The organism is Alteromonas naphthalenivorans (assembly GCF_000213655.1).
In the GTDB taxonomy this organism is placed as follows: Bacteria; Pseudomonadota; Gammaproteobacteria; order Enterobacterales; family Alteromonadaceae; genus Alteromonas; species Alteromonas naphthalenivorans.
In genome coordinates this window covers 3,741,877-3,765,216 of sequence record NC_015554.1, presented here as the reverse complement: position 1 = coordinate 3,765,216, position 23,340 = coordinate 3,741,877, and the positions used below count along the sequence as shown (strand labels likewise).

General features: G+C 43.5%; 20 protein-coding genes. 11 read left to right on the top strand and 9 right to left on the bottom strand.

Features of this window, described 5'->3' with window-relative positions; all coding sequences use genetic code 11:
- Positions 1 to 145: 145 nt before the first annotated feature.
- On the bottom strand, positions 146 to 1,024 hold the full coding sequence (locus tag AMBT_RS16410) for a DMT family transporter (protein ID WP_013785761.1): 879 nt from the start codon (positions 1,022 to 1,024) through the stop codon (positions 146 to 148).
- Between the two features lie 209 nt (positions 1,025 to 1,233).
- Between AMBT_RS16410 and AMBT_RS16405 the strand changes: the two genes are divergently transcribed.
- Positions 1,234 to 1,737 carry an HAD family hydrolase gene (locus tag AMBT_RS16405; RefSeq protein ID WP_013785760.1) on the top strand — a complete coding sequence of 168 codons (504 nt, stop codon included), beginning with the start codon at positions 1,234 to 1,236 and terminating at the stop codon, positions 1,735 to 1,737.
- Here the strand turns inward: AMBT_RS16405 and AMBT_RS16400 are convergent.
- Entirely contained in the window at positions 1,696 to 1,890 is a 195-nt protein-coding gene (locus tag AMBT_RS16400; protein WP_013785759.1) for a hypothetical protein, read from the bottom strand. The genes AMBT_RS16405 and AMBT_RS16400 overlap by 42 nt on opposite strands.
- Positions 1,891 to 1,994: 104 nt before the next feature.
- Here AMBT_RS16400 and AMBT_RS16395 point away from each other — a divergent pair, with 104 nt between their 5' ends.
- A complete protein-coding gene (locus AMBT_RS16395; protein ID WP_013785758.1) occupies positions 1,995 to 5,876 on the top strand; it encodes a hybrid sensor histidine kinase/response regulator transcription factor in 3,882 nt (1,293 codons plus the stop codon).
- Between the two features lie 1,482 nt (positions 5,877 to 7,358).
- Positions 7,359 to 8,972 carry a polysaccharide lyase family 7 protein gene (locus AMBT_RS16385; protein WP_013785756.1) on the top strand — a complete coding sequence of 538 codons (1,614 nt, stop codon included), beginning with the start codon at positions 7,359 to 7,361 and terminating at the stop codon, positions 8,970 to 8,972.
- A 57-nt stretch (positions 8,973 to 9,029) separates the two neighbouring features.
- Here the strand turns inward: AMBT_RS16385 and AMBT_RS16380 are convergent, their stop codons facing one another.
- From AMBT_RS16380 to AMBT_RS16370, 3 genes are all read right to left on the bottom strand, one after another.
- Positions 9,030 to 9,353 carry a DUF3392 family protein gene (locus AMBT_RS16380; protein ID WP_013785755.1) on the bottom strand — a complete coding sequence of 108 codons (324 nt, stop codon included), beginning with the start codon at positions 9,351 to 9,353 and terminating at the stop codon, positions 9,030 to 9,032.
- A 140-nt stretch (positions 9,354 to 9,493) separates the two neighbouring features.
- Positions 9,494 to 10,369 (bottom strand): sugar phosphate isomerase/epimerase family protein, encoded by an 876-nt coding sequence (locus AMBT_RS16375; protein ID WP_013785754.1) that lies wholly within the window; start codon positions 10,367 to 10,369, stop codon positions 9,494 to 9,496.
- A gap of 31 nt (positions 10,370 to 10,400) precedes the next feature.
- A complete protein-coding gene (locus tag AMBT_RS16370; RefSeq protein WP_013785753.1) occupies positions 10,401 to 11,408 on the bottom strand; it encodes a LacI family DNA-binding transcriptional regulator in 1,008 nt (335 codons plus the stop codon).
- A gap of 378 nt (positions 11,409 to 11,786) precedes the next feature.
- Here AMBT_RS16370 and AMBT_RS16365 point away from each other — a divergent pair, with 378 nt between their 5' ends.
- The 7 genes from AMBT_RS16365 to AMBT_RS16335 all read left to right on the top strand — a co-directional run bounded on the left by AMBT_RS16365 (position 11,787) and on the right by AMBT_RS16335 (position 19,543).
- The gene (locus tag AMBT_RS16365; RefSeq protein ID WP_083820203.1) at positions 11,787 to 12,950 is read left to right on the top strand and encodes a Gfo/Idh/MocA family protein; all 1,164 of its coding nucleotides are present in this window, start codon (positions 11,787 to 11,789) and stop codon (positions 12,948 to 12,950) included.
- Positions 12,951 to 12,965: 15 nt separating this feature from the next.
- Entirely contained in the window at positions 12,966 to 14,042 is a 1,077-nt protein-coding gene (locus AMBT_RS16360) for a sugar phosphate isomerase/epimerase family protein (RefSeq protein WP_013785751.1), read from the top strand.
- Positions 14,043 to 14,074: 32 nt separating this feature from the next.
- Positions 14,075 to 15,289: a nucleoside permease gene (locus AMBT_RS16355; RefSeq protein ID WP_013785750.1), complete on the top strand. Its 1,215-nt coding sequence runs from the start codon at positions 14,075 to 14,077 to the stop codon at positions 15,287 to 15,289.
- Positions 15,282 to 16,220 (top strand): hydroxypyruvate isomerase family protein, encoded by a 939-nt coding sequence (locus AMBT_RS16350; RefSeq protein ID WP_013785749.1) that lies wholly within the window; start codon positions 15,282 to 15,284, stop codon positions 16,218 to 16,220. The genes AMBT_RS16355 and AMBT_RS16350 overlap by 8 nt, the downstream gene beginning before the upstream one ends.
- 49 nt (positions 16,221 to 16,269) lie before the next feature.
- Entirely contained in the window at positions 16,270 to 17,955 is a 1,686-nt protein-coding gene (locus AMBT_RS16345; protein WP_013785748.1) for a GMC oxidoreductase, read from the top strand.
- Positions 17,955 to 18,572 carry a gluconate 2-dehydrogenase subunit 3 family protein gene (locus AMBT_RS16340; RefSeq protein WP_013785747.1) on the top strand — a complete coding sequence of 206 codons (618 nt, stop codon included), beginning with the start codon at positions 17,955 to 17,957 and terminating at the stop codon, positions 18,570 to 18,572. The genes AMBT_RS16345 and AMBT_RS16340 overlap by 1 nt, the downstream gene beginning before the upstream one ends.
- Before the next feature lie 263 nt (positions 18,573 to 18,835).
- Positions 18,836 to 19,543 (top strand): 3-keto-disaccharide hydrolase, encoded by a 708-nt coding sequence (locus tag AMBT_RS16335; RefSeq protein ID WP_148259192.1) that lies wholly within the window; start codon positions 18,836 to 18,838, stop codon positions 19,541 to 19,543.
- 121 nt (positions 19,544 to 19,664) lie between these two features.
- Here AMBT_RS16335 and AMBT_RS16330 read toward each other — a convergent pair whose 3' ends face one another.
- Entirely contained in the window at positions 19,665 to 20,555 is an 891-nt protein-coding gene (locus tag AMBT_RS16330) for a LysR family transcriptional regulator (RefSeq protein WP_013785745.1), read from the bottom strand.
- Positions 20,556 to 20,743: 188 nt separating this feature from the next.
- Between AMBT_RS16330 and AMBT_RS16325 the strand changes: the two genes are divergently transcribed.
- Positions 20,744 to 21,418, top strand: a complete 675-nt coding sequence (locus AMBT_RS16325; protein ID WP_013785744.1) for a type 1 glutamine amidotransferase domain-containing protein — start codon at positions 20,744 to 20,746, stop codon at positions 21,416 to 21,418.
- A 111-nt stretch (positions 21,419 to 21,529) separates the two neighbouring features.
- On the opposite strand, the gene AMBT_RS16320 is transcribed toward AMBT_RS16325, so the two are convergent.
- From AMBT_RS16320 to AMBT_RS21985, 3 genes are all read right to left on the bottom strand, one after another.
- The gene (locus AMBT_RS16320; protein ID WP_013785743.1) at positions 21,530 to 21,928 is read right to left on the bottom strand and encodes a hypothetical protein; all 399 of its coding nucleotides are present in this window, start codon (positions 21,926 to 21,928) and stop codon (positions 21,530 to 21,532) included.
- A gap of 114 nt (positions 21,929 to 22,042) precedes the next feature.
- Positions 22,043 to 22,939, bottom strand: a complete 897-nt coding sequence (locus tag AMBT_RS16315; RefSeq protein WP_013785742.1) for a DUF3500 domain-containing protein — start codon at positions 22,937 to 22,939, stop codon at positions 22,043 to 22,045.
- Positions 22,920 to 23,234 carry a hypothetical protein gene (locus AMBT_RS21985; RefSeq protein ID WP_013785741.1) on the bottom strand — a complete coding sequence of 105 codons (315 nt, stop codon included), beginning with the start codon at positions 23,232 to 23,234 and terminating at the stop codon, positions 22,920 to 22,922. The genes AMBT_RS16315 and AMBT_RS21985 overlap by 20 nt, the downstream gene beginning before the upstream one ends.
- Between the last annotated feature and the right edge of the window lie 106 nt (positions 23,235 to 23,340).

The window sequence follows — 23,340 nt, the reverse complement described above, 5'->3', positions numbered from 1 at the left end:
CTAGTTCCGTTATCCTTGATTTCTAAATTTAAGATATAAAACAGGGGTAGCGGCACTAGTCGCAGTTTACATCTAGCGCCGACTGTAAAGGCGCTGGCTCCAAAAAGCATTAGCTATACACTGAATGCGAAAACGCCTTCTTGTACTACAAGGGCGAACCGAAGCTTACCAAAATACCCACACCCACCAACGCAATTACCGACCATATCAGCGTGGCCTTCGTGGCTTTTTCGCCCATAACCCAAGCAACGCCTAGCGACATTAATGCGCTGGTAGCGATTAAGGTTTGCACCACGGCAGCTTTCGCATAGGCAAAAGCAAACATTTGAAGGTAAATAGCGGCGGTAGTGCCTAATAAGGTGGCAAGCATAAACGCAGGCCAAACCCGTTGATTGGTTGCTAATACCGGCAACCATTTACTGCGAGTAATCACAATTAAGGGCACGACAAAAATCATACCGCCAACTAAGCGCAAGAAGGCTGCGCTGGCGGCATCTATATCACCACTGCCTAGAATGTCGCGGCTAACCACAGCGCCTACGGCCTGGCATAATGCCGCCCCCACGCCATACATATAGCCAGAGGTAGCAAATACATGAGTAGTATTGCGCCTGCGCGATTTTATTACCATATCGACCGACAATAGCACCACGGCAATACCCACCCACTGCTGCCAGGTTATCCATTCACCAATAAAGGCCATAGCAAAAAGGGCAGTAAACAAAGGCGCTAGGGTTTCGGCTACTAATACCGCTTGGCTATCACCAATCGATTTTAAGGCTTTAAAAAAGCAGGTGTCGCCAATACCAATGCCAATAAAGCCGCTTAATAACAGCCAAAGTACAGCGTTGGTTCCATAAGCATTTGGCTGCACTACCGCAATAACGACTGCCAAAATAGCAATAGAGATAAGGCCCTTCCAAAAATTCATGGTAAGAGGAGAAAACGCGTTGCCCGTGCCCCTAAACAAACGGGCGGCAATTGCCCAACAAAGTGCCGTTCCTAGTGCTGCGAATACACCCATTAGTAACCTATAAAATATGAAGCTTAGAAAAAAGAGCCGCTATGCTAAATGAAAGTGAATGCGTATGTTAGTAGATATTAAAGATTCCGAGTTCAGAAAATAAGTTAACTAACTAAAAGTTAACGGAAACACAGCCAAGCTTGTGGCAATGTTATAGCACAAGGGCAAATAGCCTTGCCTACCTTAAACGTAATTAAAGAGTATGAAGAATGGATTTGAGCGGTATTAAAGGTGTTATTTTTGATTTAGATGGCACCTTGGTTGAGTCTAGCCTTAACTTTTCGCAAATGAGAGAAGATATAGGCTGCCCGCAAGATGAAGACATTCTTACGTTTATAGACAATATGGTGTGTGAACAAGAAAAAGCGAAAGCCAACCACGCCATATTGCAACACGAACTAACCGACGCACAAAACGCGAAATGGCTACCCCTTGGTAAGCAAATGGTAGATAAGGTTTTAGAGAATAACTTGCCCATAGCTATTGTTACACGCAACTGCCGAGAAGCCAGTGCCATTAAAATAGCCAACAACCGCATACCCATTGAGTTTGTGCTTACCCGAGAAGATGCACCCACCAAGCCCGACCCCACAGCATTATTACACATAGCCCAACACTGGCAGCTACAACCCGAAGACTGCCTGTATGTGGGTGACTTTATTTACGATCAATTAGCCGCCGAAAATGCCGGTATGCAGTGGTTGTTGGTGTAGTGAGTCTAGACCTATGCCTGGTGGGGTTGGATTTTCTGGTTCAATTTTATAACCCAACTCTGGAAAAGCCGCAAAAGAACTAATTCCACCATAGACATTAGTATAATCTTTCTCATTCAACTCTTGAATGTTTGTTTTTTGTTCGATATTCATAGTGTTTTACTCTTATAGTATTAATTTTTATCGGTATTGCTAGTTCAGCAATTACAGAATAATAAATAACTATGAGCATTGAATATGAATATAGGGACATATAAATGAAATGGGTCAATCGCTCGTTTTTTGGCTCAATTGTTATTGTTTTGTTACTGGATTTCGATGTTTTTGCATCAGTCGGAAGTGAAAGCTTCCACGGGCGTAGCGTATTTGCGGGGACTCCCGCAGGGGTAATATGGGATATAGAGGTTGTTGATGAAGCTATATACCTTGCCGCAGAAAATGGCGTTTTTCAGATTGTTGGACAAGAGACCCAAAAAGTAAATTATAACCAGTCTAATTTAGAAACAGGCATAATTTCAGATGTGGCTTATGAGCAAGGCTATCTTTGGGTTAGTGAGTTCGGCGTTGGTGTTTTTAAATACAATCTAAAGACAGGAGTATCAGAACAGTTTATTTCTGATTCCTCAGACTTAAAGAGTGTTTGGAATTTAGTTGTAACGCCTGACTATTTAGTAATCTCATTAATTAACGGTATATACGTTGTTAATAGAACAACGAGAGAAATACAACATTGGGCAGATGAAATTTCATCTAGATCTTTGGCTGGAGCCTATTCATTAGTGTCTGCAAATCAAACTAGAGTACACGCGATTTCAGAAAGGTACCATATAGAGATAGATCTGACTGGTCAGAGTGTGAAGCTCAACCCTTTGGCACAAGATTATCCCAAATTATCAAAGTTGACTGCTATTTCCTATTTTGGTTTCAAGCAATATGTAGGCGGACCTGAAGGTATCTACATAATAGATGAGCAAAAAAATACGAAAAGTTTCTATTCTTTTGATACAGCTTTAACAATAAGAAAGCCATTGAGCAAAATATTTATCGCTGACGAGGAAAATATCTGGATTGCTGCGGGCGGGCTATACAAAGTTATTGGGGATACTATTACAGCGATTGATTGGATGAATCCAATTATCACATCAGATGCGATACACTCGATAGTAGCAATTAATAAGTTAAGAAACGGAGGGTTGATTCTCGCATCAACACAGTTGGGATTGATTGCGTTGTCAGATTCTCAAAAGGCAGTTAACTATCTGAGTTTAAATGAAGTCCTCTACCAAAAAAATATTAGATCAGCAGGTACAACAAGGGAGGGAGTTGGATTTATAAAAGATGCTAGTAATAGCTATTTGTTGCAAACTAAAAATGGCTCGTTAACTCCTCACACTTTCAAAGCCACGAAATGCCTAGATAGTTACGAGATTAAATTTGAAGAAATTTATTTAAAAGAGAGAGGGGAAATAAATTTCTGCTCAAACCCCTACAATCACATTATCAAGTTAAGTGATAATAAATACTATGCATATGCCCACACGGAAGATGGATGGAAATATTATCTAGCTGATGTAGCTTCAATTTTAGATGAATTTGATGCGCCCCCATTTCTCAAAAACTCCATTGTCTTGTCTTCTGGCGAGCTAATGGGATACGACGTGAACAGTTCCATACATATTCAGTTGTCTAAGTTTAATTGGAAGGTGTTGCCTCCCTCAGAGACAGGTTGGAGCAGAATCACTTGTATCATAGAATTCAACGATACTTATTTGGTGTGCTCCTCTGGCAGTGGACTCAGTGAAATAGATAGCACTACTGGTGACATTTCAAAAAGTAAATTACTAGATAATCCCGATATTAGATTTGTTCGAGCGGGGCTTTTAAGTAGCAATGGAAATTTCTGGTTTACTACAAATATTGGACTCTTTCTTTATGATACAAGTGACGACAACTTGTATCAACTAGATAGCGAGAATGGTATTTGGGATGTCGACTTTGATTTCGGAGGAATTCACGAACTAAATGATACTATCGTTATCGAAGGAGATAGATTTGCTTATAGCATCAATGAGAAAGTAATAATCAAAAGTTTGAGTGAGGCAAACGTTGCACCAAAAATTTCTTTCCTCAAAGCCGAATGGCTCAATGAGAAGGGTGAGCTAGACTCCTCATACCCTATTTTTTCTAACTCTGCGTTTACTATCGGTAGCGGCTATCAGACACTTAATTTCAGCGTTGCATCCAATAGCTACGTTGAAAGCTACAAACATAAACTAGAGTTTAGAATACTCGGGTATATTGAAGATTGGCAAACTCATAACGCATCAAGTATGAATTTGGCTATTTCTGATATTGGCTATGGTAATTTTGAATTGCAAGCTAGGGTACAGTCACCCCATAGTAATGTTGAAAACCCTATTAATTCCCTACATTTCAAAATAAATCCGCCATTCTATTTAAGTCGCTATGCCTACGTTCTGTATGCCATTCTTACGTTTCTCTGTTTATATTTGTACAGAAAAGGCTATCTAAAATTATTGGCTTTAGCGGTTATAAATACCTCGCTAGTACAGAAGGTATTAGGTAAGTACGGTGCTGAGCATAAGAATAAAATAGAAGCATTAGCGCAAAACAAAATTCGGCTTTTCAGCGATGTCTCGCACGAACTTCGCACGCCACTGCAACTCATTATGAGCGAGTTAGGTAATTCGAAGAAAAGTGAATTAGAGGAAGAAACGCTTAATATCTCGGCGTTAGTCCACAATGTTCAAAGAATGGAAAACTTATTAGATCAAGTGAACACGGTAGACAAACTGGGTACTTCAACGCTCGAAAACTTTAGGTTGTACTCTGTAGATGACATTAAAATTATAGCATCAAGTTTAGACTCATTAGTGAAAACAAAGCGCCAAGTACTCGATGTGAATACGCGAGGGAGTGGCACTATTTCACTCTTAAAAGGTAGCTTAGAGTCGATTATTGGTAACCTCATTACTAACGCGGTTAAATTTACCGAAAACAATGGAGTAATTAAATTCTCTGCCGTTTTTGATGAAGATAATCTAACACTGAGTGTGAAAGATAATGGGAAAGGTATTGACGAATCTAACCATCAAGAAATTTTTAAACGTTACAAAAGAATAGATCCATCTCCCGAAGCAGCAGGCGAGGGAATTGGTTTGTCTTTAGTTAAAGAGTTGGTGGCTATGAACCAGGGCGAAATAGCTGTCGACAGTTCGCTGGGCAAAGGTACCAGGTTTATTGTGACTTTCCCCATAGATGATATACAGCTTTTAAATAGTCAAAACGTAGATGAAAGTATTGATAGTAACTGGGAAGACAAGCCAGCTATCTTGTTAGTGGATGATAGCCGCCAACTTCGTAATCATCTTTTTAAATTATTCTCTTCAACCTATAAATGCCTTGTGGCTAGAGACGGCAAGCAGGCTCTAGATATTCTACAGATTCACCAAGTTAACCTAGTTATAACCGATCTTATGATGCCGGTTATGGGGGGGCTGAACTTTGTGGAAAAATTGCGTGATACTGATGCCTTACAATATTTACCTATTATCGTTTTAACGGCAAAAGTAGATGATGAATCGAAAGAAAGGGCATTGCAGGCGAATGTCGACTGTTTGCTTACTAAGCCTATCGCAGATGAAGAATTAATACTTAGAGTCAGGCATCTTGTAGCATTGAAGCGTACCCCATCAAACAATCTCTCGTCGTCAGACATGAATAAAAGCGAAGATAGCTGTATTTTATTGCCAGAACTTTCGTCAGAAAAAGATATGGCTTTTTACCTCAACTTTATCTCTGTTTTAGAAAAAAATTATCAAGATGAATATTTCACTAGAGATAAAGCTGCTGATTTATTACTAATAAGCCCCAGAAGTTTAAATCGAAAACTTTCAGAGCTATTCGACTACAACTTCAGCGAGTTTCTCTCGCGATTCAGAATCGACAAATCCAAAGCGCTACTAGCAGATGGTGCCTCAGTTATTTCGGTTGCTATAAGCGTAGGCTTTGCTGGGCCATCCTATTTCTCAACCACATTCAAACGTATTATGGGTATACCACCTAAACAGTATTCCAGCACATTAGTACAACCTCACAGTGCCGAAAAGCAGATCTAACCACCAGCAATTCCTCCTAGGAAAAGTGAGGTTGAAGCGCATACATTAATTTATTTAACTAATTTTGCATTAATTGGTAATGCATTTGGCTGTTTTATATCTTAATTTCTTAGATGGTTTTTGTTGGCAAGTCATGGTCGTGCGAAATAGACTCATTGAATAGTTCTTTTGAGGAAGGTATACCATTGAGTGAAAACGACCCCCCAATTTATAACGCCCCATTTTCTCTAATTTATATAAGTTTAAGGCCCATCATGAATCGAAAAAACGCATATAGACATTACCCTAAAGCTTTAGGGGCTATGGTACTATGGGTATTGGTAGTTTCCATCGTAAAACTTATACCAATAGACTGGCTTAGAACAACATTGATTGTATTAGCAACGGTTGTGACCTTTATCTATGCTTCTTTTTATATATCCAAAAAGGACTAAACATAGATTTCAATCAACAAGTAATAATGGCTAGGGGGAATGTATGCTAATAAAAGAATCGATTTTAAGTTTGAAAAAGTCGGTGTTATTTTCACTAATGGTCTTGTGGAGCGCGTTCTTCGGAATATCGGTTCTACTCAGTCAAGCTGATGCCACTATTTTTTGGATGAAATTGAACCAATTTATAGTTATCGTACTTTCGTTCATTTATTCAATTTTCTTCATTCTCATTGCAACATCTTCAAGCATACAAAATTTAGTTATTCAAAATACAAAACGAAATCAATTTGATGAAAAAGTATTTTATTTTACTTCCTTTGTCTCTTTTGCCTTTTCAGCAACGACATTTTTTTTGAGTTTACAAGCAAAGTAGGGCGTTCCAAATTTGTTTGGGCTTAGCCGATGGTGCTTCAGTCATTTCGGCCGCTATAAGCGTCGCCTTTGCTGGGCCATCCTATTTCTCAACCACATTCAAACGTATTATGGGTATACCACCTAAACAGTATTCCAGCACTTTAGTTGAACCGCGCAGTTCCGAACAGCAGGTTTAACTACCAGTAATCCCTCCCATAAAAAGTCAGCTTAAACCGCATACATTAATTTCATTAACCAATATTGCACTTATTGGTAATGTATTTGGTTGTTGTTGTTCTGCCTTTTTATCTATTATTCAAGCTATGATCTTTGCAAAGGCAGCTTATCTGTTAACAATTTCAGAAATAATTCTCATTTTTGTTTTTCGATTTTGAAATTCTAACAACTTGCCATGCTATTGAAATATATCAATTTTATTTTTATCTTTTTACTTGAAGCTTATTGTAAACTTGTTGGGTTACCTATTGGTAAGTTTTGTTGTTAATGACTTGTGTTGATCTTATTGCTTTTTTGGTTAATCATTTTACACATGGTTTGGATCTTTGGTATTACCAATTTGGTAATCTTTATTTCTAGGCTATATCGAAAATTGAATTTCGTTTTTAGTCGCAGCAAATCTCGCTGGGCTTATTTTAATTGGTTTACTAAAACCGTTAATTACAGGACAAATTGCATGAACATCAGCACACGTAAAACATCGCTCTCTTTTGTAGTGGGCACCGCGCTTACCTTAGCAAGCACCTCGTTTGTATATGGGGAATCAGTCGCCATCGATAACCCAGGGTTTGAAAGTGGGTTCGATGGCTGGGCCGATACCGATCCTTCCGCTGTCTCCGGGAATGCCTACGCAGGAAGCAGTTCAGCCAAAATTTCTGGTACTAACGGTAAAGTTGAACAATACGTTGATGTTACGCCCAACACCGATTACACCCTAAGCGCCTACGTGAAAGGTGTGGGTAAAATTGGTGCCGACGTAAACGGTACACGGTTTAATAGAACCGGCGGCGGCAGTGATTTTGAACCAGTATCGGTAAGCTTTAACTCAGGCTCTGCAACCTCTGTAAAAATCTATGCAAATTATTATGGCGGGGAAGGGCGGTTTGATAATTTCACTCTGGAAAGTTCGGGTTCAACAACGCCTACTGATAACGGAACATGTTCAGGAAATAACAACTTAAGTATTAGTACCGCGACCGACAATGGCACTAACGATGGGCATGGGCCGTTAAACACCATCGATAATGACTTAACTGATGAGTCTCGTTGGTCTTCTAATGGCACTGGCAAAACTATTACTTACGATTTAGGTGAAGTGGCTACGGTAAAAGAACTACAGGTAAAGTGGTTTAAAGGGAATACACGTAGCTCGTTTTTCAATGTGCATACTTCAACTAACAACAGCAACTGGAACGCGGTGTTACTTTCAGGTGCGTCAAACGGTTCAAGTTCCGGTTATGAAACGCATGACGTGACGGATTCCGATGCGCGTTATGTTCGTATTACCGGTTTAGAGAATTCAGCGAATACCTGGAATAGCATTGTCGAAACCAACATTTATGGCTGCGGCGGTGATATTGATGACACCACTGATCCAACAACTACTCCAACCGACTTCGACATGAGTGATTGGGATATGGAAGGTGCCGACCCACGTGTTGGCGACACGATGGAATTTGATGCCCTTCGTGAACAGCATGTTACGCCCAATGGTAATGGCTGGCGTCACGAGCTTAAAATCAAAGAAGAAAAACGTGTGGCAATGACTGCAGTTTATGAGGACTTTCAAGCCAATATAAAAGTAGAAATGTCGGATGGTTCAAAAGCCATTGTTGCCCAGCACCATGCTAGCGATACCGGCACTATCATGAAGTTGTACGTTTCTGATACCAGTGAGAGCGGCTTCACTCCAACATCGGCCGGTGTCGAAAGTGACAGTGTTGCTAGTAACGGTATTTTCGATGTATTCGTCAGGCTAGCACGAGAAGATGGTTCGGGCGAAGACAAGCAATTGCTGGGCACCATGATAAGTGGCCAAGATTTCGATTTTAGGGTGGTTAACGATCATGGTTACGTTACAGTATGGGCGTTTGGTGAGTCTTTCTCGCGTACAATTGAAGATAGCACTGAGTCTTATTTGAAATTTGGGAACTACTTGCAAGCACAAGATCCGGAAACCGGAGAAGATGTTGAAGATTCTAGCGATTGGGCTGCATTCTACGCAAGTGAAGGTATCACTGAAAGCTTGCTAACGTTCTCTAATATTGGCTATATAAGAAACGAAGACTAATAGCTGGCCGTAAAAATGTAAACATTATCAGGCGAAGCTTTCGGCTTCGCCTTTTTGTTAAATATACTTTCTGCGTTCTGCTAGGAAGCCAATAAACATAAACGCAAGTACAAAACCTGCGCCTTGGTACTGCCAAGGTAAGTAGGCAATAATGTGGTGCAGAAAAGGCGCGCCATAAAGGGTTAATGCGCCATAACCAAAGGCACATAGCACTACAAAAAGACTAACCCGTAGTATGAAATGATAAGGGGCTAAAATACGCTTTATATGGCTATTAATTATATCACCATACACCACTAAAATGGTGGCCATCAGCATGATACTCATTTCAGCGTAATAAGGGCTTAACGTGCGGGATAGGGCACTGAACAGTTCGTTCATACTACTTTACTCACGATAACGACACCTACATCATAAAGGTGACGTTATCATAACGATATATGTGGTTTTGCTAAAGCTTTTTGCTACAAAATGCTTTGGTACAGAGCCCTTTGACACAGCGCTTTGTTACAAGCACTTTGCTACAAAGTACTGTTTAGCATACTCACCGCTTTATAGCCTTGCTCGATGGTGGCAATGCGGTCGCCGGTTTGATCCCGTTCCACAAATTTATGCTCAATTCCAGCCAGTTTTCCATTCGCAAAAATCGTTTCAAAGTCGATAACGCCTGTGCCCACATCGGCAAAACTACCGTCTGTTGCCATGTCTTTTACGTGCCATAATTTAAAGCGCCCAGGGTACTGTTTAAAATAATCTACTGGGTCTTTTCCGGCCTTTACTGCCCAATATAAATCTAGCTCCATAGACACTAAATTCGGGTCGGTTTCAGTAATAAGTACATCCAGTGGTATTTCATCGTCACGTACTTCAAACTCGAAGTCATGATTGTGGTACGCAAGAGTAATATTGGCTTTGCTACACGCTTCGCCAATGGTATTAAGCTTCTCAGCAAGCGCTTTGTAGGGCGCAATACCTTCGCCGCGCTGCGCTTCGCTAAGCCATGGCACCACTAGGTATTTATGACCTACGGTTTGAGCATCTTCTAGCACTTGCTCTAAGTTATTATCGAAGTCATCTAGCTGAATGTGAGCAGACGGCGCCGTTAATCCTTCGCCTTCTAAAATAGTGCTAATTTCTTTGGCGCTATGACCAAAGTAACCCGCAAACTCAACCTCGTTGTAGCCTACCGCGCCCACTAATTTTAATGTGGCAGGCACGCTAACTTTCATAATGTCGCGCAGGGTATAAAGCTGCAGTCCAATACTGTTGCTCGCCATACCATTTAAAGACTTAGCCGTGTGTGAATGTGCAAGTACGCTGGGTATGGCGGCGCAACCTGCACCTATTGCTGCGGCTCGAATAAACTGCCTGCGGGTGAAGGTGGAAGTGGTAATCATAGCATTCTCCTTAACGCGCCATTATGCGCTGTTACACAATTCGGGCTGGGCCAGTACTGCCCCTAGCAATGAGTTCAAACGGCATAATAACTTTTGGTGCTTTACGAATTTTGCCGTTAATTACATCTATCAATAAGCTAACTGCCGTTTGGCCGAACTCTTCGGCTGGCTGGGCAATTGTGGTTAATGGTGGGTCGCAAAATGCCGAAAAGGCAATGTCATCAAATCCCGCGACTGAAATATCTTCAGGTATACGCAGGCCAGCTTGTTTTAATGCTTGCATAGCACCTATTGCCGTTTCATCGTTTTCACAAAAAACGGCAGTGGGCCTGTCTGCTTGCTGAGCAATGGTTACGCCGGCGTTATAGCCTGCTTGAAGCGTGAAGTCGCCAGGAAATAGCAGGCTGTCGTCGAAGGCAATATTGGCGTCGTTTAGCGCATCTTTATAGCCTAATAATCGGTCTTGTGTGAGCGGGCTAGAGTGAGGGCCTTTTATCATAGCAATACGAGTATGACCCAAGCCTAACAGGTGTTCGGTCATGGCTTTTGCCGCGGCACGGTTATCAAGCGACACAGTAGGGTAATTACCCTCATCAATCACTTCGCAGGCATTTACCATGGGTAACAGGCCGTTGTCGTTAATCATGCTGTTGTCGAATGGGTTTAACGCGCGTAACTGAATAAGTCCATCGGCCTGCGAGGTGCTAACCATTTTTGCGTAATGGCTTTCAATGTCAGGGTTACCTAATGTATTTGCCAGTAAAATGGAGTAGCCCAATTCGGCGGCCGTTTCTTGCATGCCGCTAATCACGCGCGCAAAAAAGACATTCGCGACAGTAGGAACCAACACAACCAAGTTGTGGGTTTTTCCCGAACGAAACTTTACCGCCATTAAGTTGGGCTTGTAGCCCACAAGGTCTACTGCCGTCATTACTTTGGTACGGGTTTTCGGAGAAACGCGTTCGGGTTGTTGAAGTGCCCGAGACACTGTTGCTACCGAAACGCCAGCGCTATCAGCAACATCTCTAATATTTGCCATTTACTCGTGTCTTATTTTTATTCGCGCATTTGCGAACAGGTTAGATTGATGTAACCGATATCATTTTCAATTTAGAATACGGATCTTTCTTAGAAAATCCAGTGCTACGTGTATATTTTTTGTAAATACTTTTGGCATCTTAACCCGTTCATTCGATGTTCTAAAGCAAAATACGTTCGTTTAAGGGCTATTTAGCTTATCTTCTTAAACTTAAGTTTAACAAAAAACGCTCAAATACATTGACAGATAAAAATGTAATCCGTTACATTTTAAATATAGTTACAATAATGCAACAAGTTTGCAATGAGCAAGCTTGATACTGATAACGTTTACTGGTTAAGCACTGCACCACAACAGGAGCTACGCAGCATGGCGAAAATGCAAAAAATAAGATTAGGAATGATTGGTGGTGGTGAAGGCGCATTTATTGGTGCGGTTCATCGCAACGCATTCGGGTTAGATGGCCAGTACGATTTGGTATGTGGAGCCTTTAGTCGCGACCCCAGCAACAATGAAAGCACGGCAGATAGTTTAGGTGTTGAACATAGCCGTACCTATGCCTCGTGGGAAGACATGCTAGAAAAAGAGGCTGCGCTTCCAGAGCAGCAACGCATGCAAGTGGTGTCTATTGTTACACCGAATCATTTACACGTGCCTATTTCAGTGGCCGCAATAAAAGCGGGTTTTCACGTGTTCTGCGAAAAGCCTGCTGGTGTTGGCTTAGGCGAAGTAAAAGATTTACAAGATTTACTCCATAGTACCGACAGATTATACGGTTTAGCCCACACCTACTTAGGTTATCCCATGGTGTGGCAAGCGCGCCACATGGTTCAAAGCGGCATGCTAGGTAACATTCGTAAAGTGTTTGTTGAGTACCCACAAGGGTGGCTGTCGGCAAATGAAGAAACCCACAACAAACAGGCCAAATGGCGTACCGACCCAAGTTTAGCTGGCGGTAGCGGCTGTATGGGCGATATTGGCACACACGCTTTTGGGCTTGCTGAGTTTGTTTTAGATGATGCTATAACGGCCTTGTGTGGTCAGCTATACACGCACATCGAGGACAGACAGTTAGATGACGATGGCGCAGCGCTGATTAAAACCAAGAAGGGTGCTACTGGTGTGTTGATTGCCAGCCAAGTGTGCGCAGGTGAAGAAAACGCCTTAAAGATAAAAGTATATGGCGATAAAGGCGGATTAGAGTGGCATCAAATGGAACCGAACTCTGTGGTGTATCGCCCCATAGGCCAGCCATATCAAGTATTCCGTGCAGGGCTAGGACAACCCGGTTTATGCGACGAAGCTGTCAATCGTTGCCGCATTCCAGGTGGGCACCCCGAAGGTTACCTAGAAGCCATGGCAAATTTATATAACGACTTTGCCAACGCGGTTCGTAGCGAATCAGATCAAACAAGCAGTAAAGCAAGTGGTGTACCTGGCATTAATTCCGGTCTTCGAGGAATGGCGTTTATAGATGCCATGTTGGCTAGTAGTGAAAGTGATACTAAGTGGGAAACCGTCAGCCCAGTTGGTACAGAATAAGTGGAGCATGTGGCAATGGAACAACAAGCAAACGAAGCAAAACCAATTAAAGGCCCTGCCGTCTTTTTAGCCCAATTTATGGGTAAAGAAGCCCCCTTCGATACACTTGAAAACATGGCCAAGTGGGCCGCCTCATTGGGGTATAAAGGCATTCAAGTGCCTACCGATCCGGCACTTTTCGATTTAGAAAAAGCAGCAGAAAGCCAAGAATACTGTGACCAAATTGCTGCTACCTGTAGAGCAGCAGACGTAGAAATTACCGAGTTATCAACGCACTTGCAGGGGCAGTTGGTAGCGGTACATCCTGCGTACGATGAGCTATTTGATAACTTCGCGCCAGCACATCTACACGGTAACCCCAAAGCACGTACTGAATGGGCGGTGAACCAGCTTAAGTGTGCAGCTATTGCCAGTAAACGCTTAGGTCTAAACGCCCACGCTACCTTCTCGGGTGCCTTGATGTGGCATTTGGTGTACCCATGGCCGCAGCGTCCTGCTGGGTTAGTTGAGCAAGGGTTTGCCGAGCTAGCCAAGCGTTGGTTACCTATTCTAGATGCCTTCGATGAGGCTGGGGTAGATGTATGTTATGAAATTCACCCCGGTGAAGATTTGCATGATGGCGCTACCTTCGAGATGTTTTTGGCCGCAGTAGATAACCATCCTCGTGCCAATATTTTGTTCGACCCCAGTCACTTTGTGCTACAGCAGCTTGATTATCTCGACTTTATCGACAGATACCACAGCCGTATAAAAATGTTTCATGTGAAAGATGCCGAGTTCAACCCAAATGGCAGAAGTGGTGTTTACGGTGGTTACCAAGATTGGAAAGACCGCCCAGGGCGTTTTCGTTCTCTTGGCGATGGACAAGTCGATTTCAAAGGCATTTTCAGCAAACTGACTCAATACGGATTTAGCGGATGGGCTGTGCTCGAATGGGAATGCTGTTTAAAAGATTCAGCGCAAGGTGCCGCTGAAGGTGCGCCTTTTATTGCTGAGCATATTATTCAGCCAACCCGCTACGCGTTCGATGATTTCGCCGGTGGCGAGGTAAGTGAAACGAAAAACAACCGCATTTTGGGCATAAGCGAATAACGCTGCCCCGCTGACACAGGATAATAAGAATCATGATAACCCTACGTCTTAGCACCATGATGTTTTTACAGTTCTTTATTTGGGGCGGCTGGTTTGTCACCTTGGGAACGTACTTAGCCAGCACCTTATCGGCCAGTGGTAGCCAAATGGGAATGGCATTCTCTACCCAAAGTTGGGGCGCGATTATTGCGCCTTTTATCGTGGGGCTAATTGCCGACCGCTTCTTTAACGCTGAACGTATTTTGGGTGTGCTGCATTTGTGTGGCGCGGTGCTGATGTACATGATGTATCAGGCGGGTGATTTCACCACCTTTTACCCGTACGTACTAGGCTACATGATTGCGTATATGCCAACCCTTGCATTGGTGAATTCAGTGGCTTTTGGCCAAATGACAAACCCTTCAAAAGAGTTCGGTAAAATTCGTGTGTGGGGCACCGTGGGCTGGATTGTTGCGGGCTTACTTATTAGTTACGTGTTTTCTTGGGATTCCACATCAGCAATTGCTGATGGCATGCTTAGAAACACCTTTATGTTATGTGCAATAGCGTCGTTAGCATTAGGTATATTCAGCTTTACCTTACCCGCAACACCGCCAAAAGCGGCAGGCCAAAAGACTGGCTTGCGCGATGTGTTGGGGTTAGATGCGCTAGCGTTACTTAAAGATAAGAACTTCTTTATCTTCTTTTTATCCTCTGTACTTATTTGTATTCCTCTTGCGTTTTACTACCAAAATGCCAATCCGTTCTTAACGGAAATTGGTGTTGAAAATGCCACAGGAAAAATGACGCTAGGTCAGGTTTCTGAAGTGTTATTCATGCTGGCTCTACCTGTTTTTCTTAACAAGTTTGGCATTAAAGCTACCTTACTAATTGGCATGGCGGCATGGGTAATACGGTATGCCTTATTCGCCTTTGGTAATGCAGACGAAGGGCTGTTTATGCTGATAGTGGGTATCGCCTTACACGGTATTTGCTACGACTTTTTCTTTGTGTCAGGGCAAATTTATACCGATGCCAAAGCGGGTGACCGCATCAAAAGCGCAGCTCAAGGGCTGATAACCTTGGCCACTTACGGGGTAGGTATGCTGATTGGTTTTGCCGTAGCTGGAAAAATAACTGATGAGTACACCACGGCAACATCTCACAGTTGGCAAGATATCTGGCTATTCCCAGCAGGCTTTGCGGCTGTTGTATTAATTATTTTCTTGATGTTGTTTAAGTCAGAAAAGGTTAGCACCAATGCATAACGAAAGCAGACGTAGCTTAATGAAAGCAATGGCGCTAACGGGCGCTGGTGTATTGGCACCTTCTGCGTTTAACAGCGCTCATGCAGCCAATGCAGCAGGGAATACAGCAACCAATGCTACAGCCAATCCATCAGAGCACGGCATGAAACAATCATCGCTAAAAGGCAATATTAATCATTCTGTTAGTCGCTGGACTTACGGCGACCTCTCCATTGAAGCGTTATGTAAAACCGTGAAGCAACTTAACTTCGCGGCTATTGATTTGGTGGGGCCGGAAGATTGGCCTGTACTGAAACAGTACGGTATTGATTCTTCTATGTGCAATGGCGCTGAAATTAGCCTTGAAGATGGCTTCATTCACAGTGAACTGCACGACGAATTAGAAGCGCGATACTTAAAGCATATCGACCTAGTGGCAGATGCTGGTTACACCAACCTAATTTGTTTTAGTGGCAATGCACGCGGAATGAGCAAAGAGGAAGGGCTAGATAATGCGGTGGCGGGTTTAAAACGCATTTTACCTCATGCACAGAAGCGTGGCGTGGTGATCTTTATGGAGCTATTTAATAGCAAAATAGATCACCCAGATTATATGGCCGATAGTTCAAAATGGGGTGTTCAGCTGTGCAAACGCCTTAATAGTAAGCACTTTTCATTGCTGTACGACATCTATCATATGCAAATTAACGAAGGCGATATTATTCGCACCATTCGCGATTTTCATCCTTATTTTGGTCACTATCACACCGCCGGTGTGCCAGGCCGTAATGAAATTGATAGTACTCAAGAGCTGTATTATCCAGCCATTGCTAAGGCCATTTTAGAAACAGGTTTCGATGGGTATTTAGCGCAAGAGTTTATTCCAACACCAGATACAAAAGCAGGCAGAATTGAGTCGCTTAAAGAAGCGATCAGTATCTGCGACGTATGACTTTACAAGAAAACACCATACATGAAGTACGTGTTTAAGGGGACATAACATGGCGACGAACGAGTACGACGCAATCGTAGTAGGTTCAGGTATTAGCGGAGGCTGGGCAGCCAAAGAGCTCACCGAGAAAGGCCTAAAAGTGCTAATGCTTGAGCGCGGTAAAAACATCGAGCACATTAAAGACTACAAAAACGCACACAAAGAAGCGTGGGACTACCCACATCGCGACTTGCCTACGCAGGCGATGAAAGTTGATTACCCTGTACTTAAGCGAGATTACCCGCTGAATGAGTCTACTAAAGGCATGTGGGCTAACGAGGTAGAAAACCCCTACACAGAAGATAAGCGTTTTGATTGGTTTCGAGGCTATCACGTCGGTGGTCGCTCGCTTACTTGGGGCCGTCAGAGTTACCGATTAAACAAAGCCGACTTTGAAGCGAATGGTAAAGAAGGCGTAGCGGTAGATTGGCCTATTCGTTACGAAGATTTAGCCCCTTGGTATGACTACGTAGAAAAGTTTGCTGGTATTAGCGGAAACCGTGATGGTTTAGACGTGTTACCCGACGGCATCTACCAGCCTGCTATGGCACTAAACTGCGTTGAAAAAGACGTGGCTGCACGAGTACAAAAAGCCTATAGCGGTGCTCGCCATATTATTCCCGGTCGCACCTCAAACATGACAGAGCCGAAGCCAGAACACGGACGTGCAAATTGTCAGTACCGTAATAAGTGCTGGTTGGGCTGTCCATTTGGTGGCTATTTCAGTACTCAGTCTTCAACGCTTCCTGCAGCAATGAAAACCGGTAACTTAACGCTTCGCCCTTTCTCTATTGTGAAAGAAATCTTGTTTGATAAAGACAAGAAGCGCGCCACTGGCGTTGAAATTATTGATGCTGAAACCAACGAAACATACGTTTTCAAAAGCAAAATCGTGTTTGTGAATGCCTCTGCATTTAATTCATCGTGGTTGCTTATGAACTCTGCCACCGATGTATGGGATGGCGGTTTAGGTAGCAGCAGCGGTGAATTAGGTCATAACGTGATGGATCACCATTTCCGGGTAGGCGCCTCAGCACAAGTTGAAGGCTACGACGACAAATATACATACGGTCGCCGCCCAAGTGGCTTCTATGTTCCGCGCTTTAGAAATTGGGGCGATGACAAACGAGATTACTTGCGTGGGTTTGGTTATCAAGGTGGCGCTAGCCGCTCAGGTTGGCGACAAGATGTGGCCGAGTTAGGCGTTGGTGCAGGCTTAAAAGAGGCTATGTCAGAACCCGGTGGTTGGACAATAGGCATGACTGCCTTTGGTGAAATGTTGCCTGACCATTCAAATCGCATTTATCTGAACAAAGAAGTAAAAGACAAATGGGGTTTGCCCGTACTCGCGATGGATGTTGAGATAAAAGAAAACGAACTGAAAATGCGTAAAGACATGCAGCAAGACGCCATAGATATGTTTGAGGCTGCTGGGCTTAAAAGCGTGAATGGCTGGGATGCAGACTACGCACCAGGCATGGGTATACATGAAATGGGTACTGCACGTATGGGCCGAGATGCTAAAACCTCAGTGCTAAACGGTCACAACCAAGTATGGGACGCGCCCAATGTTTTTGTTACCGACGGTGCATGTATGACATCGGCAAGTTGTGTAAACCCATCACTTACCTATATGGCACTTACCGCTCGCGCGGCTAGCTTTGCCGTAGAAGAGTTAAAGCGGAGGAACTTGTAATGGAACGTAGAGACCTATTAAAACTCATTGCTACCGCCACAGGTACTGCCCTTGTGGGTGGTAAAGCGCTTGCTTACGACATTGTTGCCCCTGTGCCTTTGTCTGAAACCGGGTTTTCAAAGGAAGATGTGGCTCTCATTAACGAAATGGCGGAAGTCATTATTCCGCAAACTGATACACCTGGAGCAAAAGCCGCCAATGTCGGCTTGGTTATTCCGGTGATTGTTGCCGATTGTTATACCCCGAAGTTACAAAAAGCATTTAAAGAGGGCATTAAGGCAATTAATGTTCGTAGCAATGAAGCATTTAAAAAAGACTTCCTGCTATTAAGTAGTACGCAGCGCGAAACCTTGTTTACAAAGTTAGATACAGAAGCGAAAGCCGCTAATTTGACAGAAGGTATTAGCAACGGTATTCCAACAGCAAAACCGAGCCAATGGGAGCCCGGCAGTGAAGGCCCGATCCCGCACTATTTCACGTTACTAAAACAACTTACTTTGTATACCTTTTTCACTTCGCAGGTAGGCGCCACCAAGGTGCTACGCTATGTGGCCATTCCCGGTTACTACAATGGTGAGCTGCCTTACGAAAAAGGCGACAAGGCGTGGGCGACTTAAGGCTTTCACGAATCACACCGTTTGCTACTGATGGTGATAAGCAAAATTAACCCTTATAGGGCGCGAACGGAAAATCACTGGGCAGCCGGTCAAGTTTAGCGGCTATATATCAGTTGGATAATAGATAAATTGTGCAGGGAAAATACATGACATTATACAAAAACGCGGCTCCTGAATTGGGGCCTAAAGTGGCGGCGTCTAACTCCCGCTTTTCTTTAAAAGCGGGCGCTCAAATTGCATTAGCTGCTCTACTCGTGGCATCAATGGCACCTTTAGCTTTCGCTGATGATGCAGAGCGACTTGAGCGCAGCAAGCAAGCGGCCAAAACAGAAGTGTGGGAGCCAGTACCCGCCGTGGTCAGTGCTAAAAAGAACGAAGTTCCTTCTGACGCTATCCCTTTATTAGCAAGCGATATGTCGGCGTGGACGTCGGTAAAAGGCGGTGAGGCCAAGTGGGATTTCGCAAACGGTGAACTAACCGTAAAGCCAGGCACCGGCGATATTAAAACCAAACAAGGCTTTTGTGATGTGCAGCTTCACGTAGAGTGGAAAGTACCGCAGCCGGAGCCTGGTATGGAAGGGCAGCAGCGAAATAATAGCGGGATTTTCTTTCAGCAACGCTATGAAATCCAGGTGCTAGATTCTTACAATAATGCCACTTACCCAAATGGGCAGGCGGGCAGTGTGTATAAGCAAACTATTCCACTGGTAAACGCTATGCGCGCGCCTGGTGAATGGCAAGAATACGATATTATATATAAAGCGCCGGTATTCGATGGTGACTTGCTTGAATCACCAGGGTACGTAACCGTTATTCACAACGGCGTGGTGGTGCAAAACCATGTAGAGATTCAGGGCACTACCGAGTGGATAGGTGCACCTAAATATAAAGCCCATGGTTGTGAGCCTATTCAGCTTCAAGATCATGGTAACTTAGTCAGCTTTAGAAACATGTGGGTGCGAGAGCTGTAAGTAATAAGCGCAAGTTTTTTGCTGATAAACAGCGAAGCGCTATATAACAATCAGTACATACTGCCAGCAGGTTTTCATGATAAACCTGCTGGCAGTTTTTTATTAGCATCTTTATAAATTTTTAAAGCGCCTTGTCTTCCCAATCAGTGAAGTATTGCACCAAATAATCAATGGCCATTCGAACCCTAAGCGGCATGAAGCGTTTGTTCTGATATACAATCCAACTGCTTGCCCCGTCGCCCCAGTAAGGCTGTAATATAGGCTGTAGTCTTCCCGCCTCAACCGACGCACTAAACGTGCTTTTAGGCATATAGCCAATACCCAAACCCTGCTCACACGCGGCAAGTACCGCATTTGCGTTATTACTGCGCCAGCGGCCTTTCACCTTTATATTCTCAAGCTTTCCATTTTCTGAAAACTTCCATACATCGTTGTTAGAAATCACGCAGCTATGTTTTTTCAATTCACTGGGGTGGGAGGGTTCGCCAAATTGCGATAAATAATCCCGGGTGGCAACGGCCATCATGGGTCTTTCAATCAGTTTACGTGCTATTAAACTTGAGTCGGCCAGTTCTCCATAGCGAATAACAAAGTCTACATCGTCTTCCACAAAATTAACCATGCGACTATTAAAGTCCATATCCACAGTAAGCTCTGGATGCGCTAACGCAAACTGCATTAATGCGGGTGCCACGGCGTGCTCGGCAAACCCGCCAGCGGAGCTTACTCGTAGAACGCCATCAAGTGTTACCTGTTGAAGGCTCACCTGCTCATTGGCTTGTTGAAGGCCAATAAGCAAGTCTTTAGCGTGCTGGTAATAAAGTGCGCCGTTTTCGGTTAAATTCACTTGGCGGGTAGAGCGAGCCAATAAAACACAGCCAACTCGCTCTTCAAGACGCGCAACTTGCCTGCTGATGTGGCTGGTACTGCAACCTAGTTGCTTGGCCGCAGCTGAAAAGCCTTTGCGCTCGGCTACCGCTACAAATTCTATAATGCCTTCAAAGCTTTCCATCTTAACTTTCCATTTATTCAACTTCGCGGTGTTGTAGATTCATTTTACGTTTTAGAGATTATCATTGTTGCTATATGGCAATAGTGATTTAACTATTTAGCATATTATCAAGTTATCAGGGATATTCTATAGTGTATGCACATGATTACTACGGCGCAGCTAATGTGCCTTACGCATAGGAAGAACCCATGAAAAAGATACTTATCCCAGTAACAAACCACGCAACACTAGGAACTACTGACCAAGCGAACGGTACTTATTCGCCGGAGATCACCCATGCAATCGATGTTTTTAATAAACACGGCATAGATTACGATATCGCGTCTATCAATGGTGGTGCTATCCCTATTTACGGTACCGATATCGAAGGTGACGATGTTAATGCCGCCGTGTTAAATAACGAAGACTTTAAACAGCGCACCAGCAACAGCGTGAGCGTGTCAAACGTGAACATTGATGATTATGATGCGGTGTTCTATCCAGGTGGCTTTGGTTTATTGTCAGACTTAGCAAGCAACGAAGACTTTGCCAAGTTGTCTGCTGCCCATTATGAAAACGGCGGTATTATTGGCGCCGTATGTCACGGCCCAGCGGCTCTATTGCCTATTAAGCTTAGTAATGGCGAAGACTTAATTGCGAGCAAAACAGTTACCGGTTTCACCCGCGAAGAAGAAGTGGATTACGGCACTATTAACGATATTCCGTTTTTACTTGAAGAAGCATTAGCTCGTAAAGCTGCTAAATTCAGCAAAGTTCAGCCGTGGAATGTACATGTTATAGAAGATGAGCGCGTTATCACGGGTCAAAATCCAGCAAGTGCTCATGCTGTTGCAGAGGCTATAGTTAACCAACTAAATAGCTAAGATTATTGAAAACTTAGCGGTTATTACTGAAATAACATGTGGGTAATACAAGGGCAATCATTGCCCTTGTATTCGTTCTAGGGCACGCCAGACAAAGATGTGAGCAATCTGTTAGGGACGCATTAATTCATAGACTTGTGGGTTGCCACCAACCAACTTATACCCAAAATCCACTATACCCTTAAGCTCCCCATTATTGCTTTGCCAATACACTGTTGCCCTGTGGCTTCTAATTTCATGCATCAGTAAATCGTAATTTAACGTAATTGGTAGCATGCTAGTCGGATCGTTTAGGTTGGTAACAATATTCACTTTAACTTGAGAAAACTTACCAATATGCTCATTGCTCGCTTCGGCTATAGACGCATTTGTTACCCTTAGTGAAAGCGGCTTCGAGGTTTGTGATAATGCAATGTGAGGCTTAATATAGCGGCGAAGCGTAGCTAATTCTTGTTCTGGCAGCGAAGCATCAATGGCAACATTAGCTAAGCGTTCAAACTCTGGTTCCACGATAACTAAGTCATCCAAAGAGAAAGTAACGATAAGAGATAGTTGGTTATCGTTCTCTGAAAAAATAAGTACGCTGCCAGTTACTCATTAAAACCCGCGCCAATGCACGCAATATCACTGATCTTGGCCTCCGTAATCTAGTGTGATATCGCGCCACACCGAATGAGGGTGATTGCCAACAGTATTGGTCGACTTATTCGATTGAAGTGAAAACTCTATCCATAGTGAAGGGCCATGCACCCGCACATAATCATCTTCACTATTAAGGTCAGCAGTGCCAGAAAAGCCCAATACGGTTTGGTCTAACTCAGCGGTATATTTTGCCATGAATCGTTGAGCGTCTGCGTCGTTAATATCCCCCACATAGGTGCGAATAGCGTCTAGCAACAATGCTTGTTGTCTATCATCTAGTTCTGATACTGCCAAGCCTTCTTGGGTACTTGGAATGGCATCGTCAGCCTGGGGGCCCGCAAGAATATCTCTGTAAGTGCCTTCAAGCCGGGCTTTCGATTGTTGAGAAGAGGTTAATGCATTCAAAAGTGTTGCAAAGGTATCTCTTTCTTGAAGAAGAGGTTTGTTGGTTCTGCCATTCATTTCAAATGCAGGAAAGGGTTCAATACCACGAAAAGACGGGGTAGCGCCTACAAGTTGCCCTTCGTTGTAGGTGTTAGAAAAGGCAAAATGATGCCCGCCGTAATAAAGCTGCCATAAATCGGTAGTGGAGGGCGTACCAATAAAAGCAATTTTACCATTGAATGATGAGTAACCCGCTTTGTAATCGTCACTCACTGTGCCAATGTAGTCATCCGCATTTAGCGTTTGGACAATTTCATCGAAACCCTCGTTTTCAGTTAAACTCGCGGCTTCCATTAAAATTGCTTTTACAACGCCGCGCTGCTCTACGTCGAATTCACCTAAAAATACCCCCGGTCTAGAAGGGAATGCGCCAGCGGGGAGATTACTCCACTTTTTAGCATCCTCTACCGAGTATTCATTTTTGAAGTAGCTCAAGTATCTCTTCTGATGCACTGCCTTTTAAATTATCGGCAAGGCAAACCAAGCGGGTTACGCCAGTATCGCTATTGCAGTTTTCCACTGACACAGGAATAGGGACGGAGCCCATAAGGGTGCTAGTGTCACCTAACCTTGCTTGAATAGCTTCACTTTCAGGTGTCGACTTCATGGGGGGCGGGCCATCAGGGCGAGGGCCATGCTGATTATCTTGGGCTACGCTAGCCCCAGAAAAAGAGCATAACAAAACAAATGCTCCTGCTATATACAGCAATTTACTATTCTTTTGACTCATTAGGTTCAACCTTGCTTTTGAAAAGGGAAGCGTTAGCTAGAGCTAAGCCCATTAAGCTCACATTGAACTTATACACATCGTTTTATAAATCGTTCAATATTGCATT

Coding starts and splice junctions, on each gene's coding strand:
- AMBT_RS16410 (WP_013785761.1), bottom strand. CDS start 1,024: ATGGGTGTATTCGCAGCACTAGGAACGGCACTTTGTTGGGCAATTGCC.
- AMBT_RS16405 (WP_013785760.1), top strand. CDS start 1,234: ATGGATTTGAGCGGTATTAAAGGTGTTATTTTTGATTTAGATGGCACC.
- AMBT_RS16400 (WP_013785759.1), bottom strand. CDS start 1,890: ATGAATATCGAACAAAAAACAAACATTCAAGAGTTGAATGAGAAAGAT.
- AMBT_RS16395 (WP_013785758.1), top strand. CDS start 1,995: ATGAAATGGGTCAATCGCTCGTTTTTTGGCTCAATTGTTATTGTTTTG.
- AMBT_RS16385 (WP_013785756.1), top strand. CDS start 7,359: ATGAACATCAGCACACGTAAAACATCGCTCTCTTTTGTAGTGGGCACC.
- AMBT_RS16380 (WP_013785755.1), bottom strand. CDS start 9,353: ATGAACGAACTGTTCAGTGCCCTATCCCGCACGTTAAGCCCTTATTAC.
- AMBT_RS16375 (WP_013785754.1), bottom strand. CDS start 10,369: ATGATTACCACTTCCACCTTCACCCGCAGGCAGTTTATTCGAGCCGCA.
- AMBT_RS16370 (WP_013785753.1), bottom strand. CDS start 11,408: ATGGCAAATATTAGAGATGTTGCTGATAGCGCTGGCGTTTCGGTAGCA.
- AMBT_RS16365 (WP_083820203.1), top strand. CDS start 11,787: ATGCAAAAAATAAGATTAGGAATGATTGGTGGTGGTGAAGGCGCATTT.
- AMBT_RS16360 (WP_013785751.1), top strand. CDS start 12,966: ATGGAACAACAAGCAAACGAAGCAAAACCAATTAAAGGCCCTGCCGTC.
- AMBT_RS16355 (WP_013785750.1), top strand. CDS start 14,075: ATGATAACCCTACGTCTTAGCACCATGATGTTTTTACAGTTCTTTATT.
- AMBT_RS16350 (WP_013785749.1), top strand. CDS start 15,282: ATGCATAACGAAAGCAGACGTAGCTTAATGAAAGCAATGGCGCTAACG.
- AMBT_RS16345 (WP_013785748.1), top strand. CDS start 16,270: ATGGCGACGAACGAGTACGACGCAATCGTAGTAGGTTCAGGTATTAGC.
- AMBT_RS16340 (WP_013785747.1), top strand. CDS start 17,955: ATGGAACGTAGAGACCTATTAAAACTCATTGCTACCGCCACAGGTACT.
- AMBT_RS16335 (WP_148259192.1), top strand. CDS start 18,836: ATGGCACCTTTAGCTTTCGCTGATGATGCAGAGCGACTTGAGCGCAGC.
- AMBT_RS16330 (WP_013785745.1), bottom strand. CDS start 20,555: ATGGAAAGCTTTGAAGGCATTATAGAATTTGTAGCGGTAGCCGAGCGC.
- AMBT_RS16325 (WP_013785744.1), top strand. CDS start 20,744: ATGAAAAAGATACTTATCCCAGTAACAAACCACGCAACACTAGGAACT.
- AMBT_RS21985 (WP_013785741.1), bottom strand. CDS start 23,234: ATGAGTCAAAAGAATAGTAAATTGCTGTATATAGCAGGAGCATTTGTT.